At 61.5% G+C, this 19,268-nt stretch carries 4 protein-coding genes; all 4 read right to left on the minus strand.

Annotation, left to right across the window (positions count from 1 at the left end):
- Positions 1 to 23 precede the first annotated feature (23 nt).
- The 4 genes from ACWPW2_RS17925 to ACWPW2_RS17940 all read right to left on the minus strand — a co-directional run bounded on the left by ACWPW2_RS17925 (position 24) and on the right by ACWPW2_RS17940 (position 19,258).
- Positions 24 to 7,115 carry an amino acid adenylation domain-containing protein gene (locus ACWPW2_RS17925; RefSeq protein WP_454124482.1) on the minus strand — a complete coding sequence of 2,364 codons (7,092 nt, stop codon included), beginning with the start codon at positions 7,113 to 7,115 and terminating at the stop codon, positions 24 to 26.
- On the minus strand, positions 7,112 to 17,959 hold the full coding sequence (locus tag ACWPW2_RS17930) for an amino acid adenylation domain-containing protein (protein ID WP_454124484.1): 10,848 nt from the start codon (positions 17,957 to 17,959) through the stop codon (positions 7,112 to 7,114). Before ACWPW2_RS17930 ends, ACWPW2_RS17925 begins: the two co-directional genes overlap by 4 nt.
- Before the next feature lie 53 nt (positions 17,960 to 18,012).
- Positions 18,013 to 18,213: an MbtH family protein gene (locus tag ACWPW2_RS17935; protein ID WP_454124486.1), complete on the minus strand. Its 201-nt coding sequence runs from the start codon at positions 18,211 to 18,213 to the stop codon at positions 18,013 to 18,015.
- Positions 18,214 to 18,544: 331 nt separating this feature from the next.
- Positions 18,545 to 19,258, minus strand: coding sequence for a 4'-phosphopantetheinyl transferase family protein (locus ACWPW2_RS17940; protein ID WP_454124488.1), 714 nt, complete (start codon positions 19,256 to 19,258; stop codon positions 18,545 to 18,547).
- Between the last annotated feature and the right edge of the window lie 10 nt (positions 19,259 to 19,268).

A 19,268-nucleotide genomic window follows, 5' to 3' on the forward strand; every position in this document is an offset into this window, starting at 1 on the left:
CGGTTTTTTTATTCCACGGAAACTTACTTCTCTTTGGCTATCCAGTCGCGGATCAGCGGCCCGGCCTGCTGCAACGCCTGCGGGCTGAACATACCGTCATGAGTGCATGGCAGGGTGTGGGTAGCGATTCTCCCCTCGACAAAGGGTGCCCACAGCTGCGCATCGAAATCCTCTTCGCCGTCGCGGCGCGTTGCCGCGCGCAGGAAGAGGATATCCCCCTGAAAGCGCGACGGCGTAAACGCGGCCAGCAGGCGCGGTGCTTCGCGAAACTCCGCAAGGATACGCTCAAACACCACCGGCTCCATCACCGCCAGCGGATGCTCCTGCGCCACTAAACGGCGGCGCAGCGCCTCGACGGTGAGCGCACTCTCCTCGGGCACGCTGCCGGTTAAGGCTTCAAACAGCGCTGAGAGGCTCTCGCTGTCCTGCCGCTCCCTGTCGCGGTAGCGCTCGCCGAGCGGGTAGCCATCGAGCAGGATCAGGGCGCTGACAACCTCACCGGCCTGCTGCAACAGGGTGGCGATTTCATGGGCCAGATGGCAGCCAAACGACCAGCCGAGCAGGGCATAAGGGCCGTGTGGCTGCACCTTTATCATCTCCGCGAGATAGCTTTTTGCCAGTGCGTTAACCGAGGATAACGACTCTCCGCTGCTCAACCGGCGCGCCTGCAGGCCAAACAGCGGCTGCGCGTCGCCAAGCCAGGGAATAAGCCCGGCGTAGGACCAGCTCAACCCGCCGCCGGGCGGCAGGCAGAAGAGGGGCGTTTCCTCCCCGCGCGGTTGCAGAGGCAGCATCACATCCAGCACGTTGCTGCGGTGGTTGCTCTCCAGCCGCTGCGCCAGCAGCGCTACCGTCGGGTACTCAAACAGATCGCGCAGCGTTAGTTTCACCTGCCACGTTTTGTCGATAGCGTTAATCAGCCGCGCCGCCAGTAACGAGTGGCCGCCAAGGGCAAAAAAGCCGCTGTCGACGGTAATGGTTTCCAGATTGAGCAGTTCGCAAAACCGTTCAGCCAGCCAGCTTTCCCGCTCGTTTTGCGGTGCGCGCCCTGGCTCAATATGGAAATCGGGCTTCGGCAACCCGGCGAGTGCCAGCTTACCGTTGGCGTTAAGCGGCAGCGCCGCCAGCGACACAACTGCCGCAGGTACCATAAAGTCCGGCAGCCGCTCGCGCGCGAACTGTTGCAGCGCCGCGCTGAGATCCGCCTCCTGCGCGGAGGGCACGATATAGGCGACAAGCTGCTTATTGCCGCTGCGATCCTCAAGGGCCACTACCGCCGCTTGCTGAACCGCAGCGTGCTGTTTCAGCACCATCTCCACTTCGCCGGGTTCAATGCGGAAACCGCGAATTTTCACCTGCTGATCGCGGCGGCTGACAAAACAGAGCGCGCCATCGCGCCGCCATTTGACGATATCGCCGGTGCGGTACATCCGGCTTCCTGCGGGGCCAAAGGGATCGGCGATAAAGTGTGCCGCGCTCAGCGCCGGGTGGTTGATATAGCCGCGCGCCACTCCGCGCCCGGCGATATAGAGCTCCGCCGCTACGCCCGGCGGCACCGGCTGAAGATGGCTATCAAGCACGTAGAGGCGGGTGTTATCGAACGCTCTGCCAATCGGCACGTCAAGATAGGGCGCATCGGCCTGAGTGATGGGGTAGTCCGTCGCATAGGTGGTGATCTCCGTCGGGCCATAAATATTCAGCAGTTCGAGATGCGGCCAGCGCTCGCGCACCGCCTGAACCGCGCTGGCGGAGATCTTCTCCCCGCCGGTATAAACGCGGCGTAAGCCTGCAAGGCAGTCGCTCGCCTCCTCGGCGATCAGGCGGAACAACCCGGAGGTTAAAAAGGCGATCGTCACCTCACCCGCAACAATAGTGTCGGCAAGCAGGGGCAGATCCAGCGTCTCGCCGGGAACGATCACAGCATGGTGACCATTGAGCAGCGTCCCCCAAAGCTCCCAGGTGGAAGCGTCAAAGGCATAGGCCGAGTGCAGCAGAATGCGCTGGCCGCTCTCCGCTTGCCAGCGGCGGTCGCGGGCCAACGCCAGCACGTTATCCTGGGTGGTGGCAATGCCTTTCGGTTTTCCGGTCGAGCCGGAGGTAAACATCACATAGGCAAGATGGTGCGGCGTTGCCGTTGTTGCAACCTCCGCCGCCGTGGCGTGGGTTGCTGAGTCATCGACGATAAGCCGCGCTATGCCCGGCGGCAGCGCCGCCTGGCTATGGCTCTCATCCAAAAGCACGCTGCGCAGATCCAGCTCATCAATACAATGTTGCCAGCGTTCAGCAGGATCGCTTGCCCGCAGCGGCACATAGAAACCGCCCGCTTTCACCACTGCGAGAAGGGCAATCACCAGCGAAAGGGAGCGCGTCATCAACACCGCCACGCCCTGCCCGGTGTTCACGCCCTGTTGTTGCAGACGCCGGGCGAGAGCGTTAGCGCAGGCATCCAACTGCTGGTAGCTCAGCTGCTCGTGCCCGCAGCTGGCGGCGATACGCTGCGGTGTGGCGGCGACCTGGCGGGCAAACTGTGCGGCGAGGGTAACCGGCGGCACATCGCAACGGGTTTCATTCCACACCTCAAGCATCTCGTTACGCTGCTGGTCGCTGAGCAGCGGCAGCGTCATCACCGCGCTATCTGGCGCGTCCACCATGCCCTGCAACAGGTGAATAAAGTAGTCCGCCAGCGCAGTAATGGTCTGCCCATCAAAGCGATCGACCGGGTAGTCGATTTGCACCTCCAGCGCGCTAACGTCGCCGCGCTCGTCGTGGATCTGCTCAACGTTGAAGGTCAAATCGAACCTGGTGGTCACCAGCCCGACCGGCTGCGGCAAAAGCGTCAGATCCGCGAACTCCGGCGGCGTGGCGTCATTATTTTGCAGCACCATCATCACCTGGAAGAGCGGATGCCTGCCAGAGACGCGCTCGGGGTTAAGGCTTTTCACCACCCAGTCAAAAGGAACCTCCTGGTTAACCCAGGCGGAGAGCATAAACTCGCGCACCTGGGCCAGCGCCTCAGCCACCGTGGGGTTTGCCGTCAGATCAACGCGAAGGACCAGGGTATTAACGAAGAAGCCGACCAGATCCCGCATCGCTTCATCTGAACGCCCGGCGATGGCGGTGCCGAGCGTAATATCCTCCCCGGCCCCCATTCTGCCAAAGAGGATCGCGGCGGCGGTTTGCAGCACCATAAAGGGTGTCGCCCCCTCATGGCGCGCCAGCTGGGTAATCTGCTGATAGAGCTTCTCATCAATGCGTAACCTGACCTGCTCGCCAACATAACTGGTTGCGGCCGTCGGATGACGATCGGCGGGCAGCGCCATCGCTTCCGGCACGCCGGAGAGGGCTTTACGCCAGAATGCGAGCTGCCGGACGGCGGTTTCGCTCTGGCTCTCAATTTCGCCCAGCCTCTCGCGTTGCCAGAGGGCGTAATCGGCATACTGCACCGGCAGCGGCGTCCACTCCGGGGCTTGCATGGCGCAGCGCGCGGTGTAGGCGCAGGCGAGATCGCGAAACAGCGGTGCCAGCGAGCCGCCATCGCAGGCGATATGGTGGATAACCAGCAGCAGCACATGCTCCCGGGTTTGCGAAAGATGGAACAGGCTGGCGCGCAGCGGGATCTCGCAGGCCAGATCAAACGGGTAGGCTGCGGCGTGATTAAGGGCGTCGGTCAGCGACGAGGCGGCGATATCACTCACCTCGAACGGCACCTCGAGCGCATCGGCGGTGAGGATCTCCTGCCAGGGCTGCCCCTGATGGAGCGGGTAGCGCGTGCGCAGGATCTCATGGCGCGCAACCACATCCCGTACGGCTTCACGCAGCGCGGTGTCGTTCAGCGCCCCCTGTAAGCGGATGGCGAGCGGCATGTTATAGGCCGCATGGTTGTTATCGAGGTTTTTCAAAAGCCACATGCGCTGCTGGGCAAAAGAGAGCGGCAGCCTGGCGCTGCGCGGCTGTGGGCAGAGAGGTTCAGCGGGCCGGTTTCCCTGTTTCGCCAGTTGCCCGGCAAGCTGCGCGACCGTTGGATAGTCAAACAGCGTGCGGATCGGCACCTCAACCTCCAGCGCGCGGGTGATGCGGCTCACCAGACGCATCGCCAGCAGCGAATGGCCGCCGAGGGCAAAGAAGTCGTCATCAATGCCGGGGGCGTCTGACTGCAACACCTCGGCAAACAGCCCCAGCAAAATCTCCTCCTGCAAGGTGCGCGGCGCGCGTCGTTCGCTTCTGTTTGCCAGGTCGGGGCGCGGCAGGGCGCGCTTATCCAGCTTGCCGTTGAGGGTCAGCGGGAACTGTTCGATCTGCATAATCGCCGTCGGCACCATATACCCCGGCAGTTTTGCCGCGGCCAGGCCGCGCAGCGCGGCAATATCGAGCGGCGCGTGCGAGTCGGCGGTGACGTAGGCCACCAGCTGCGGCTGAGTGTCGGCATCAAGCAGCACCACTTCTGCATGAGTAACCTGCGGCGCGCTTCGCAGGACGGCGGCAATTTCGCCCAGCTCAATACGAAAACCGCGCAGTTTCACCTGCTGATCCGCGCGCCCCAGGTAGTGCAGGTCTCCCTCTGCGCTCCTGATGGCGATATCGCCGGAGCGATACATGTGTGAGCCCGGCGCCCCCCAGGGATCGGCAACAAAGCGTTGGCTGGAGAGTTCGACCCGGTTCAGATAGCCGCGCGCCAGCCCGGCACCGCTGATATACATTTCGCCCTCAACGCCCGGCGGCACCGGGCGCAGCGCATCATCCAGCAGATGGATATGCAGATCGGGGATCGCGATGCCAATAAGGCTGCCCGTGGCCTCGCGCGCCCGCGCCGCGGTTAACGGCTGATAGCTCACATGCACGGTAGTTTCCGTGATGCCGTACATATTGATAAGTTCCGGCGCACTTTCCGGGTGGCGCTGATACCAGCGCTCGAGTTGGCTGAGATCCAGCGCTTCGCCGCCAAATATCACCTTGCGCAGCGCCAGCGGCAGCGCGTTGTGCCCGAGGGCGCGCTCGGCTTCAATCAGCTGATAAAAAGCCGACGGCGTCTGGTTGAGGATGGTCACTTTTTTATCGCTTAACAGCCGCAAAAAGGCCTGCGGATCGCGGCTGACCATAAAGGGCACCACCACCAGCTCGCCGCCATAGAGCAGCGCACCCCATATTTCCCAGACCGAGAAATCAAACGAGCAGGAGTGAAACAGCGTCCAGATATCGTGGTGCGAGAAGTTAAACCACGTCTCTGTTGCGGCGAAAAGACGCAGCACATTGCTGTGCGGGATCATCACCCCCTTCGGGTTGCCGGTGGAGCCGGAGGTGTAAATGATATAGGCGAGGTTATGCGCATGCACCGGGCGCAGCCGCTCGCCTGGCTTAAGATCCGCGCCGCTCTGCTGCGCCAGCCGCTGCTGGCTTTCGGCGCTATCAAGGAGCAGCAGTTGCGATCCGTCAAACAGCTCCGCGTACTCCTGGAGTGACACGATCAGCGCTGGCCTGGCGTCGGAAAGAATGTAGGCCAGCCGCTCCGGCGGGTTATGCACATCCAGCGGCAGCCAGGCCGCACCCGCTTTCAGCACCGCAAGAATAGCCACCAGTGCGTCAAGCGTGCGCGGCAGCGCCAGCGCCACAATATCTTCACTGCCGATGCCGCAGCTCACCAGATGACGGGCAAGTTGGTTCGCCCGCTGGTTCAGCCCGGCGTAGCGCAGCACGTTATCGCCAAGCGAGAGGGCAATGGCATCCGGATATTGCGCGGCACGTTGTTCAAACACCTCATGGAGCGTGGTTTGCGTCCTCTCATCGAACGATGTCGGCACGGGAAGCAGCGCCTGCGCCTCCTGCGGCAGTAACAGCGAAGCATGGCCGATAAGGCTCTCAGGGCGGTCGATGATGGTGTAAAGCAGATGCAGGAAGCGGTCTGCCAGCCTCTCGACCTCTTCATCAGGAAAAATATCGGCCAGCGCGCTAAAGCGCAGCGCGAGGGATTCACCGGGGACGGCGATAAGCCCCAGCGGATAGTGAGAGGCATCGCCGCCGCGGTGCGAGTCGAGCGAAACCGTTAATTTTTCGCTCGCTTCGGCGCTTGCGCTGTGCGGATAGTTCTCAAACACCATCAGCGTATCAAACAGCGGCTCGCCGCCGGCGTCAGCCTGGATGGTGGTGAGATCGAGATACTGGCTGTCGAGCAGGCGCGTCTGCTCTGCCTGCAGCCGTTGCAGCAGCGTGGCGAAACTCTCCTCCATGCGCCAGCTGAGGCGAAGCGGCAGCGTATTGATCAGTAACCCGACCATCCTTTCGATGCCGCTAAGCTCCGCCGGTCTGCCGGAAACGGTAATGCCGAATACAACGTCGCAGCGCCCGGTGAGCGCGCCAAGCAGTATGCCCCAGGCGCACTGCAACAGCGTATTGACCGTCACGCCAAGCTCGCGGGCGCAGCGGTTAAGCTGCCGGGTACGGTCGGCATCCACCGTTCTGTGGAGCAGGTGCGGCTGCAAATTGTCGGTGGTGCGCCCTTTGGCGAGATGGGTGGGCGCTTGCAGGCCGCGCAATGCTTCGCGCCAGGCATCGCGCATCTTCCCGGTGTCACGCCCGGCAAGCCAATACAAATAGTCGCGGTAGGGCACGGCTGGCGGCAGCGGCTCCGCGAGGTATAAACGAAACAGCTCATCCAGCAGAACCGGAATCGACCAGCCGTCCAGCAACAGGTGGTGATTGGTAAAGATCAGCTTATGCTGCGTCGGCGAGCACTTCACGAGGGTAAAGCGCAGCAGGGGCGGCGTGTCGGCGGCGAAGCGGGTGTTGTAGTCCGTTTCCAGCAGCGCACCATAAGCCGACGCCTGCTGAGGCGTTGACAGGATACTTAAATCCACCTCCTGCCAGGGGAGCGGCAGGCCGGAGAGGATCAGCTGAACCGGCGTGTCGACCTCTTCATATTCAAACCCGGCGCAGAGATGGGGATGGCGCGCCAGCAACTGCCCGACGGCCCGTTTGAGCCTGGCGACATCAAGCTCCCCTTCAAGCTGATAAACCTGCTGCACCTGATAGGCATCGCTGCCGCGCGTATCAAGCAGCATATGGAACAGCAGACCTTTCTGTAACGGGGATAACGGCAGTATCTCTTTAATATCCATACTCATTTTTTCTTCTTCCATTTTGCCTGAAGTTTTGACAGCCCCGCTTGTTGCAGCGCGACCAGGGGCACATCTGAAGGGGTGAAACCGCCGATATCGTCGACTTGCGTAAGCTGCGACAGCGCTTTCAGCCAGCTAAACCACCCCGTAGCCAGGCGGCTGACGCGATCTTCAGCGTAAAGCTCAGTCGCCCAGCTCCAGTTCGCCACCAGCACCGGGCCGTTTGCCCGTGCTTCCACCACGGCATTGAGTGAGAGAGCATGGGGCAGCGCGAAGCTGTGGTGCGCGCGGGTATCAAGCTGGTGGGCTTCAGCGGCAAGCTGCCAGTCGCGCGCCTCTTCGACGCTGAGGCGGCCCAGATAGTTAAAGCTGAGTTGCGGCTGTGGCAGCGCGGCAAGCTGCGGGCGCGTTTGCGGGTTGAGGTAGCGCAGCAGGCCATAACCGAGCCCGTTGCCCGGCACCTGGCGCAGCTGCTCTTTAACGCTCTTCAGCGCGCTACCGAGCGAGTGGGGATGGGTTAACTGCGCGCGACCCGGAGCAAGACGCACCGGATAGAGCGTGGTAAACCAGCCCACGGTGTGCGACAGCGCGGTGCCCGCTAACTCTTCGCGCCCGTGCCCTTCGACATCCAGCAGCACATCCGTTTGCCCATCCTCGCGCCATGCCGTGATGGCGAGCGCAAAGGCGCAGAGCAGCACATCGTTGATACCGGCGTGAAAGCGCGCTGGCAGAGTGGCCAGCAGAGGCTGGGTGAATTCGCTGCCAAGCTCCATCTGCAAAGAGGCGCTGGTAGCGAGCGTGTCGCGCGCGCCTGCCAGAGGTCGTGTGGTTAATAAGCTGTCCGGCTGGCTGAGCACGCTCTGCCAGTGCGCCAGCTCATCGCCACGGCGTTGCGCCTCCTGCTCAAGGCGCAGCGCCCAGGCGCGAAAGGAGGTGCCCGCGTCCGTCAGCCGCGCGTTTTTCCCGGTAGCGCGGGCGCGCCAGAGGGCGAGCAGATCCGACGCGAGTATCCGCCAGGAGACGCCATCCACCACCAGGTGATGTAACACCAGCATCAGCTGACCCGGTTCTCCACACGCGGCGCGGAACCAGACGGCCTGCACCATCTTGCCGCGTGCAGGATCGAGCCGCTGTTTCGCCCGGCGACACGCCTCCTGAATCTGCTGTTGCCGCTGCTCAGGCGAGAGGGGCTGGTGATCGATAATCTCCAGCATCTCACTCTCGTCCATGGCAGGTGGCACAGAGAGATGGATCTCGCCGCTGGCCTCGCGGCGGGCTGTTAAGCGCAGCGCATCGTGGTGCCTGAACAGTTCGGCGAGTATCTCGCGTAGCGCCTGTTCATCCAGTTCTGCGGGCGTTTGCAGCAGCGTCGCCTGACAGAAGGCGTTGATATCGCCTGGGTTCTCCATCAGCCAGTGCATAATCGGCGTCGCGGGCAGATCGCCGACGGCAGCAATCTGCGGGGCGGTATCCTGCTCTGCAACGGCGGTCATGATGCCAGCCAGCCCGGCGACCGATTTATGCTCAAACACATCGCGCGGGGTGAACAGCCAGCCCGCCTGACGGGCGCGCGCCACCAGCTGTATCGCCGTGATGCTGTCGCCGCCCAGCTCGAAGAAGCTTGTCGTGCGGTCGATCTCCCCCAGGTTGAGCAGCTCGGTGAACAGCGTGCTGAGCAACTGCTCCTGTGCGTTACTCGGTGGGATGTGCTGCGCGCGGGCAAACTGCGGCGCAGGCAGCGCCCTGCGGTCGACTTTGCCGTTAGGCGTGACCGGTATCGCCGGTAGCAGGACAACGGCCACCGGCACCATATAGTCCGGCAGAAAGTCGCGTAAAAAGTCGCGGATCTCCCCGCCCTGCGCCTGCTCATCGCGGGCAACGGCGTAAGCCACCAGCTGGCGTAAACCGGGCTTATCTTCGCGGACAATCACCGTCGCCTGCGTAATCTGCGGATGTTTTCGCAGCTGTGACTCAATCTCGCCCAGCTCAATACGAAAGCCGCGGATTTTGACCTGGTGATCGACGCGCCCGGCGAACATCAGCTCGCCCTCACGGCTCCAGCTTGCCATATCGCCGGTGCGGTACATCCGGCTGCCCGGCGCGCCAAAGGGGTTGGCGACGAAGCGTTCTGCCGTTAAATCGGGCCGTTTCAGGTAGCCCCGCGCCAGGCTTTCACCGGCAATATAGAGCTCGCCTTTTACCCCCGGCGGAACGGGTTGCAGATGCGCATCCAGCACATAAGCCTGCATATTGAAAATCGGTCTGCCAATTGGCGGCAGGCGATCGGCCTGCAACGGCTGGCTGATGGTGGCGCAGACGGTCGATTCGCTCGGGCCATAGGCATTGATCATTCGCCGCCCGGCGCCCCAGAAGGCAATCAGTTCCGGCGGGCAGGCCTCGCCAGCGACGATGAGGGTTGCCAGTTCGGGCAGCGGTTCGCGCGGCATCACCGCTAGCCCAACTGGCGGCAGCGTGGCGTGTGTTACCGCGCGATCGCGCATCAGGGTATAGAGCGGTTTGCCGGGCGTCAGCGCCTCTTTTTCCGCCACAACCAGCGCCGCGCCGCTCAGCAGCGCCATGCTGATATCCCAGAACGAGGCGTCGAAGCTCGGCGAGGCGAACTGCAATATACGGCTTTGCGGTGTGACGTGCAGGCGCTCAACCATGCTGGCGACCAGATGACCAATCCCGCGATGGGTGACCAGCACCCCTTTGGGCGTGCCGGTGGAGCCAGAGGTGTAGATGAGGTAGGCGGCGTTATCGCACTGGAGTTTGCGCGGCAGCGTAATCTCTTCGGCACTGTGGTCGGCAAGCTGCCCGCGCAGGGCCGGGTGGTCAAGGCGCAGCGCGGCATACTCCGGTGCCAGCCGGTCGGCGAATGCCGCCTGGCTTATCACCAGCCCCGGCTGTGCGTGGCTTAACATATACTCCACCCGCTCGGGAGGGTAATCAGGATCGAGAGGCAAATAGGCGGCACCCGTTTTCATCGTGGCAATGATGGTCACGATCAGCGCAACGGATCGCGGCAGCGCGATGGCGACAATCTGCTCTGCGCCAATGCCCCGCGCCAGCATCAGATTCGCCAGGCGGTTTGCCCGCCGATCCAGCTGCGCGTAGGTCAATGTCTCCTCGTCGGCAATCAGCGCCATTGCCTGCGGCGTGGCGCGTACGATGGCTTCAAACTGTTCAGCAAAGGTCGCGGCGGGCACGTCGCGTGCGGTGTTGTTCCACGCCTGCATGATTTCATGCCGCTCAGCGTCGCTGAAGATCGGCAGTTTGCTCACGCGACGCGAGGCATCGGCCGCGATGCCCGCCAGCAGGTGGGTGAAGTAGCCCGCCATGCGCCCGACGGTCGCCTCGTCAAACAGATCCACGGCGTACTCCACCATGCCGCGCAACCCCTCCGGCGTCTCTTCGAGGTTGAAGGTGAGATCGAATTTCGCCACCGGTAACGACGGCGTGCCGATAACGGTTTCCAGCTTGTCGAACAGCGCGTCGCTGCGCGCGACGTTTTGCAGCACCAGCATCACCTGGAAGAGCGGATGCCGCGCCAGCGAACGGGCAGGATTTAACGCCTCGACCAGGCTCTCGAACGGGATATCCTGGTGCTCCCAGGCCGCCAGCGCGCGCTCGCGAACGCGCTCAAGCAGCGTTATAAAGGTCGGATCGCCGCTGAGATCGGTCCGCATCACCAGGGTATTGATAAAAAAGCCGACCAGCGGTTCGAGCGCCTCATCGCTACGCCCCTCGATCGCCGTGCCGAGCGGGATATCCTCGCCCGCGCCGCAGCGGCAAAGCAGCACCGCCAGCGCGGCCTGTAACACCATAAACAGGCTGGCGTTATGCTGGCGTGCCAGCGCCCCTAATGCTGCGGTTGTCGGGGCATCAATGGCGAAGTGGCACTGTTTACCCACATAGCTGGTGCGCAGCGGACGCGGCCGGTCAGTGGGCAACTGAAGCTCGTCAGGCAGGTCATGCAGCGTATCGCGCCACCAGGCCAGCTGACGGTTAAAGAGGCTGTCGCTCTCCTCCGGCGCGCCGAGCAGCGCCTGTTGCCACAGCGTGTAGTCGGCATATTGCACCGCAAGCGGTGTCCAGGCGGGCACCCGATCCTGCGTGCGGGCGTTATAGGCCTCTGCCAGATCGCGCAGCAGCGGGGCAATCGAGCCGCCATCGCTGGCGATATGGTGCATCAGGATAAGCAACAGATGGTGGTCGTCATCCACCTTAAACAGCCAGGCGCGACAGGGATCTTCCTGCGCCAGATCGAAGGTGTATTGTGCGGCGGTCTGCACGGCGTGGGACAGATCGTCGGCGGAAACCGTGAGCAGAGTCAGCGGGCAACACGCCATCGACGCCGGGGTGATCTTCTGGCAAACCGTCCCATCGTCAAGCTGATGAAAGCGCGTGCGCAGGCTTTCATGGCGCAGGACGATATCGTCCAGCGCCGTCATCAGAGCGGAAACGACGATATCTCCCCGTAAGGTGATCGTGACGGGCATGTTATAGGTGAATTTACCCTGCTCAATGCGGTCGATCATCCACAGGCGGCGCTGCGGTGATGAGAGCGGCAGAAGCGGTGGCCGCTCGCCCTGGCACAGGCGCGGGCGCGTCGGCTGGCTGCTCTGCAACCGCCCGGCAAACAGCGCCACCGTCGGTGCTTCAAACAGATCGCGGATCGCCGGGTTGAGATTGAGCGCCCGGCGAATTTTGCTCACCAGGCGGGAGGCCATCAGCGAGTGGCCGCCGAGGGCAAAGAAGTCATCGTCAATGCCCACCTCCGGCACACCTAATACCGCGGCGAAGAGCGTACAGAGAGTGCGCTCAAGATCATTGCGCGGCGCACGGTGTGTGGCGCTGGCAAAGTGCGGCGCGGGCAGGGCGCGCTGATCGACTTTGCCATTCGCTGTCAGAGGGAAGTGCTCAAGCGGGATGATCATCGCGGGCACCATAAAGTCCGGCAGTTGCGCGCCCAGCGCCTGGCGCAGCGCATCGGCATCGCAGCTTTCGCCAGGTTTTGCCGTTACCCACGCAATAAGCTGCCTGCTTCCCGGGCTGCTCTCCCGGGGGCTCACCAGCGCCTGGGCCACCGTTGCCTGCTTCTGCAGGGCCGCTTCCACTTCAGCCAGCTCAATGCGGAAGCCGCGAATTTTGACCTGCTGATCGCCACGGTTCAGGTACTCCAGCACGCCATCCTCGCGCCAGCGCACCTGGTCGCCGGAGCGATACATACGCGCGCCGTGGGCGGAGAAGGGGTTAGCAACAAAATGCGCCGCGGTCAGGCAGGGGTTGCGATGATATCCGCGCGCCAGCCCAATCCCGGCAATATAGAGTTCACCGGGCATGCCGACCGGCACCGGGTTGAGGTAAGCATCAAGGACATAAAGCTGCGTATTGTCGAGCGGTGTGCCGACAGGCACCGTCACGCCCTCCGGGATCTGCACCATGGGCCATGTGGTGGCGAAGGTGGTGGTTTCCGTCGGCCCGAAGCCGTTCATCATCACAAGCGCGGGGTTATGCGTCATCACCTCGCGAATCGCGTGTATGGAGAGCACATCGCCGCCCGCAATCAGTAAACGCACGCCCTTCAGCGCCTCAGGATGCACTTCTGCCATCAGGTGAAATAGCCCGGCGGTGAGCCACAGCGCGGTGACCTTTTCATCGACGATACTCTGCGCCAGCGTATCGATATCCAGCTCGCCCGGCGGCGCGACGGTAACGCTACCACCGCACAGCAACGGCACCCACAGCTCATAAGTTGAGGCATCAAAGGCTGACGGAGAGTGCAGCAGCACCCGCTGGTGATCCTCTGCCCGCCAGCGGCGATCCAGCGCCAGCGCGGCCACGCTCTGCTGTTCGACCGCAATCCCTTTTGGCTTTCCGGTTGAGCCGGAGGTGAACATGATATAGGCCAGGCTACCGGGCGCGGAGAGAAGCGGTGGGTTGCTTAGCGGCCAGTCGCCCTCAGGCTCCTCACTCATAAGCACGACGTTGTCGACCGTGGGCAGCGGCAGGGTGGCATCGGCCAGCAGTAGCGTTGCGCCAGCCTCGTTCACGATCAACTGCTGGCGCTCCAGCGGATCGGTGATGCGCAGCGGCAGGTAAGCACCGCCAGCCTTGATAACGGCGAGCACGGCGATAACTTCGTTAATCGAGTGCTGCATCAGTAGGCCAGCGCAGAACGGCGCGCCCCCGGTTTGCGCCATCAGGCGGTGCGCAAGCTGGTTTGCTGCCTCATTGAGATGGCGATAGCTCAGCGTTTTCTCACCCTCTTTCACCGCGATGGCGTCGGGCGAGCGCTGCACCTGCGTTTCAAACAGCCCGGCCAGCGACAGCGGCGGCAAAGTAACCTCCGTTGCGTTCCAGCGCTTTAGCACGGTTTCACGCTGCGCGGCGCTTAATAGCGAGATCTGCGCAAGGTGGGCTTCGGGACGCTGCGCAATAGCCTCGATAACCCGGATTAACTGCTCGGCAAAGCCTGCAACCGTGGAGCCATCATAGAGGGCGGTGGCATATTCAATATGCCCGCTCAGACGCTGCTGTGCGTCATCCACATCAAAATGAAACAGCAGATCGAATTTGGCAGTGGTGGTCGGAAGCTGACGTTGCGCCACGACGATCTGCGGGAAGGCGATCGCCTGCGGCCACGGTGTATCGACCACCATCATCACCTGAAAGAGCGGGTGACGGGCTAAGGTGCGATCGGGTGCCAGCGCCTCGACGATCTGCTCAAAGGGGAGATCCTGATGCTGGTTGGCTTCCAGCACCGCCGATTTCGCCTGGGCAACGATAGCGTTTAGCGTCGGGTTGCCTCCCATATCCGTTCGCAGCACCGCCGTGTTGGCGAAATAACCGATCAGCGGGAGCAGGGCGGCGTCGCTGCGGGCGAAGAGCGGTGTGCCGATCACGATATCATCGCCCGCGCCGAGACGGTGCAGCAGCGTCGCCAGCGCCGCATGAAGCAGCATAAACAGGCTGACGCCCATCTCATCGCCCCGTTTTTTCAGGCGCGATAACAGCTCACTGGGGAGCGCGAAGTCGACGCGATCGCCGCGGTAATCCGCCTGCGCGGGGCGAGGCCGGTCGGCGGGCAGCGTCACCTCTTCCGGCACGTCCGCCAGCTGTTGACGCCAGTAATCCAGCTGTTGGCTATGGCGCGCGTTCGCGCCGGGCGCTTCGCTCAGCAACGCGCGCTGCCAGAGTGCATAATCGGCGTACTGGACGGTCAGTGGCGGCAGCTGCGGGCTTTGGCCTGCGGCACGCGCCTGCCAGCAGAGACGCAAATCCTCCAGCAGCGGCAGCAGGGAGCCGCCGTCCCCTGCGGTATGGTGAATAAGCAGCAGTAGAACATGTTGCTCCGCCGACAGTTGATAGAGCCAGGCTTTGACAGGCAGTTCGCTATCCAGCGCAAAGAGATGCTGGCACTCCATTACTAGTTGCTCTTCAAGACGCTCGGGCGAGATGGCGAGAGTCGGCAGTGCAAAATCGACGTCGTGGGCAGGGATGATCTGCTGGCAGGGCATCTCTTCCTGCTGTGTTAACAGGGTGCGCAGGCTCTCATGGCGGGCGATAACGTCAGAGAGCGCCTGCTCCAGCACCGCCGCATCCAGCGGGCCGCTCAGGGTCAGCGCCAGCGGCATATTGTAGGCGCTGCTGGGGGCGATTTGCTGCTGCAACCACAAGCGCTGCTGGGCAAACGACATCGGTAGCTGCGCCGGGCGTGGTTGCGCGACCAGCGCAGGGCGTACTGCCTGGCTGTGCGTCATGGCTATCTGCTCGCTCAGTCCGGCAACGGTCGGGGCATCAAACAGGGTTTTCAGCGACAGCTCCACGCCGAAGCGCTGGCGCAGGCGGCTCAGTAATTGCAGTGCTAACAGTGAGTGCCCGCCGAGGCTAAAAAAGTTGTCATCAATACCGGGCGGATCGATAGCCAGGCACTCGGCAAACAGCTGGCATAGCTCCCGCTGCTGCGCCGTGGCTGGCGGCACCGGGGCGAGAGAGGTAAAGGTTGGTTGCGGCAGCGCCCGGCGGTCGATTTTGCCATTCGCTGTCAGGGGAAAATGCGCCAGCACCACTACCAACGCGGGCACCATATAGTCGGGCAGTTTTTGCGCGGATGCCGCACGCAGCGCTTCCGGCGTACAGGCTGCATCATCGTGCGCCACGACGTATGCCACCAGCCGTTTCTGCCCGCTCTCTTTCCCCTCATGGGCGACGACCAGCGCCTGTTTAACCTCGGGAAGGGCAGTGAGCGCGTTTTCAATCTCCCCGAGTTCAATGCGATAGCCGCGGATCTTGACCTGATTGTCCACCCGGCCAAGGAAAACGATGGTCTGCTCTTCACTCCAGCAGGCCATATCGCCGGTGCGATACATCCGTTTACCCTCCTCATCAAAGGGGCTGGCAACAAAGCGCTCGCTGGTTAAATCTGCGCGGTTGAGGTAGCCGAGCGCCAGCCCGTCACCGGCGATATAGAGTTCGCCAGGCTGCCCAACCGGCACCGGTTTCAGGGCGGCATCAAGGATATGGATGCGGGTATTAAAGAGCGGTTTACCGATAACCGATGGTGAAGGTTGCGCGGCGGACAGCTCGCTCAGGGTCGACCAGATGGTGGTTTCGGTGGGGCCATAGAGCTGAATGACGCGCTCAGAGAGGGCGATCATATGCTCTGCGAGCGTTGTGGGTAGCGCATCGCCGCCGACCAGCGCCGTCAGGCCAGCGAGCGAATCGGGTTGATAGGCCACTAACCCATGCCACAGCGCGGGGGTGCCCTGCATATGCGTGATCTGATTTTCAGCGATCGCCTGCGCCAGCAGACGCGGGTCGCGCGCGCACTCCCGCGAGGCGATGATGACCGACGCGCCGGTTATTAGCGGCAATAAAAGCTCCAGCGCGGCGATATCAAAACTGAGGGTGGTCACGGCTAACAGCCGATGCTGCGCCGTCAGCTGCACCGTGTGCTGCATGGCGGTGAGGAAGTTGGTTAACGCACCGTGGGAGACCAGTACCCCTTTCGGCGCGCCTGTGGAGCCGGAGGTGAAGAGCACATACGCCGGTTGCTGCGGCTGCGGCAACGTGGTTGGGTTATCGTCGTTCTGTGCCGCAATGGCCGCGAGCGCCGCGTCGCTGTCGATCTGCTGCTGGCGGTAACCCGAAATTACCCCCGCGGTTTGCGTTGAGGAGAGGATCAGTTTTGGTTGGGCGGTGGCGAGAATATGGTGCAGGCGCGCCGCAGGGTGATCGGCATCAAGCGGCAGATAAACGGCCTGCGTCTTGGCGACCGCCAGCATGGCAATGACCATATCCACCGTGCGCGGCAGGAGCAGCGCGACGCTGTCGCCAGGGCGCACGCCCTGATCCTGTAAATAGTGGCTAAGCCGGTTCGCCTGGCGATTAAGCTGGCTGTAGCTCAGTTGAGTGTGGCGATCGTCAAGCGCAGGCGCGTGCGGCGTGCTTCTGGCCTTGCGTTCAAACAGCGCCGCAAAGGAGAGGGGCGGCACGGGCGCGCAGGTATCATTCGCCCGGGCAAAAAGCTGCTCCTCTTCTGCACTTAGCAGCGAGGGTGCGCCAATCGCAGCGTGCGGGTGGCCGATTAACGCGCTAAACAGCGCCAGCATGCGCTGGTGATGAACGGATAAGCTCTCCGGGCTGTAGAGGGCGCTATTGGCATCAAAGCCGACGACCAGCGTGTGTTCGTCGCCGTAACCAAAGAAGAAGATCGCCAGATCGTCAACCGGCCCGTTGCTGGTATTTACCGGGAAGGTTTTCGCGCCGTTGAACGCCAGATCGTCGCCAAATAACTCGACGTTGATGGTGGTGTGGTAGAGCGGGCGGTCGAGTTTAAGATCGCGGGTCAACGCTTCCTGGGGATACTGCTGATGGCGTAACGCGGACATCATCTCTTTTGCGACCAGGCTCAGCACATCATCAAGGGTCAGCGCGGGTGAAAGCGGCAGGCGTATCGGCATGATGTTGGACATCATCGCGGGCGTGGTGCGCTGCACACGGCCGACGCGCGCCGCCATCGGTAGCCCAATCACCACCTCCTGCTGGCCCGTCATGCGGTAGAGGTAAACAGCGGCTAACGCCGTAAGCAGCTGCGGGAGCGTGCAGCCTGCGGCTTCGGCATGGCGATGCAGGGCCTGATGCAGCGCTAAATCGATATTGTTGCGCTGGCGGATGATTGGCGCATCCGGCGCGCTGCGGCCAGCAAGGCTTGTTGGCGCTGGCGTATCCTGAAAGCGCGCCATCCAGTATTCGCGATCGCGGCTGAAGCGGTTTGAGTTTCTGTAGGCGGTATCTTCGGCAATCAAGTCACGAAAGTTGCCGAACGGCGCGGGCGCGACGGGTTTATCCAGCACCAGCGCGTTGTAGATATCAACCGTGCGACGAAGGATCAGCGAAGCGCCAAAACCGTCCAGCAGGATGTGGTGGCAGCAGTGGTAATAGAGATATTTTTCCGGGCTGAGCTTGATGAGAAAAAAGGTAAACGCGTTTCCTTCTGTAAGGGAGAAGTGTTGATTTGTCTGCTCGCTCATAAAGGCCAGTGCGGCTTCCCAGGCATTCGGGCGCGCGCTGAAATCGTAAAAGGCAGCATCATAATTATCGATGGCGGGCAGTTGCTGCTTTACCGTGTTGTCTATCTGGTAAAACCGGCCGTGCATGGTTTCGGCTTCAGCGATCATTTTTCTGACCGCCGCTTTAAATAATATTGGGCTTACTTCGCCATCGATAATTAAATATTCACTAATGGTATTATTTCCCGGATTCAGGGCGACTTCATTCGCTAACCACATTCCCATTTGTGCGGATGTTAAAGCGACATACTCCTTGTCAATTAGCGCGGACATAAGCAGAACCTCAATATTAGAAAGCGGCAGGGGGGTAAGAGTAATTGGCGCAACTACATGTTTTGCAGGCTTTTTGGCTTAATGTCCTGCCAGTTCTCCTCAATATAGCGCAGGCACTCAGCCCGGCTTGCTGGCCCAAATACTGGCTCCCAGCCATCCGGGACCGGAATAAACTCGGGCCATAATGAGTGTTGGTTTTCCTGGTTCACTAACACGATGAATATAAGGTTCTCATTTTCGAAGGGATTGCTCATCTATTTTTCCTTTTTATAGGGAGAGGCTTTTTTTTCTATAGAAAACTCTCTTTTAAAGCAATCGAGATGGTTTTGCTTTTGCGTTTTTAAGAATTTGAACGCTCGAAATAACGGCATAAAAATATTTTTATCTATGCGAAATTATAAATGGTGGGGTGTTTGAAGTTGCTGGTGAATATTATTTTGTTAGTTGATATGTAATTGCCGTGAATTAATAGAAGTTAAAAAAGAAGAAATAAGAGAGGCAAGGCGTGGTATGAAAAAAGGTTATTGCCAGCCTCACGTGATTAAACAGCATGCTGGCAAAATCATGGTTATCGCTGCTGATCCCTCAGGCAATAAGCGTAATGAGATGATCCTCTGCGAGGGAGTAGTAACTCGTCAGCCGACTCCCCGTCTTTCTCTCCACCGTCAGGGTTTGCGTCAGTTCAAGGGTGATGCGCTGCGTCGTTGTATCAATCTCACATACCCGTGCGGCATCAAAGTCAAAAAAACGGCGCACTTCGGGGTAGAGGGCTTTAAACAGGCTCTCTTTGGCGGAGAAAGCGATCAGGAGCGCACTCTCATAAGGAAGCGGGCAGCCCGCGAGCAGCGCTTGCTCCTGCGCTGAGGTGAACATATCAGCGGTTTCGCGCATGGCTTCGGGTGCCAGCATTTCAATATCCACGCCCGGCGTCAGGCCTGCGCCGCTGGGCGCAATAATGGCTATCGCCCGGTCATGGGTATGGGAAAGGCTGCCGCACCAGCCCGCAGGCCAGATGGGCGCACGATCCGCCGCCGAGCCAACGCTGGCGTCGCAGCCGTGGTGCGCAAGCAGCAGCTTTGCACCGTAGCGCGCCGCCAGATACTCCGCCCGGCGCTTTACGCCCGCCGCATGCAGGCGCGGGGGAAACGGGATCGCGTAGTGGGTAAATAGCTCGTCCTGCCAGGCGTGGCGATCAAAACAGAGCTGGCAGTAGGCGAGCCCCGGAATGGCCGCTATCGTGCCCATCTCAAGATGAGGGATAAAAGGCGGCAGTGCGTGATGGGTCAATGGAGTTAACATGTCGCTCACT

This window comes from Kosakonia sp. Marseille-Q7440, assembly GCF_965119485.1.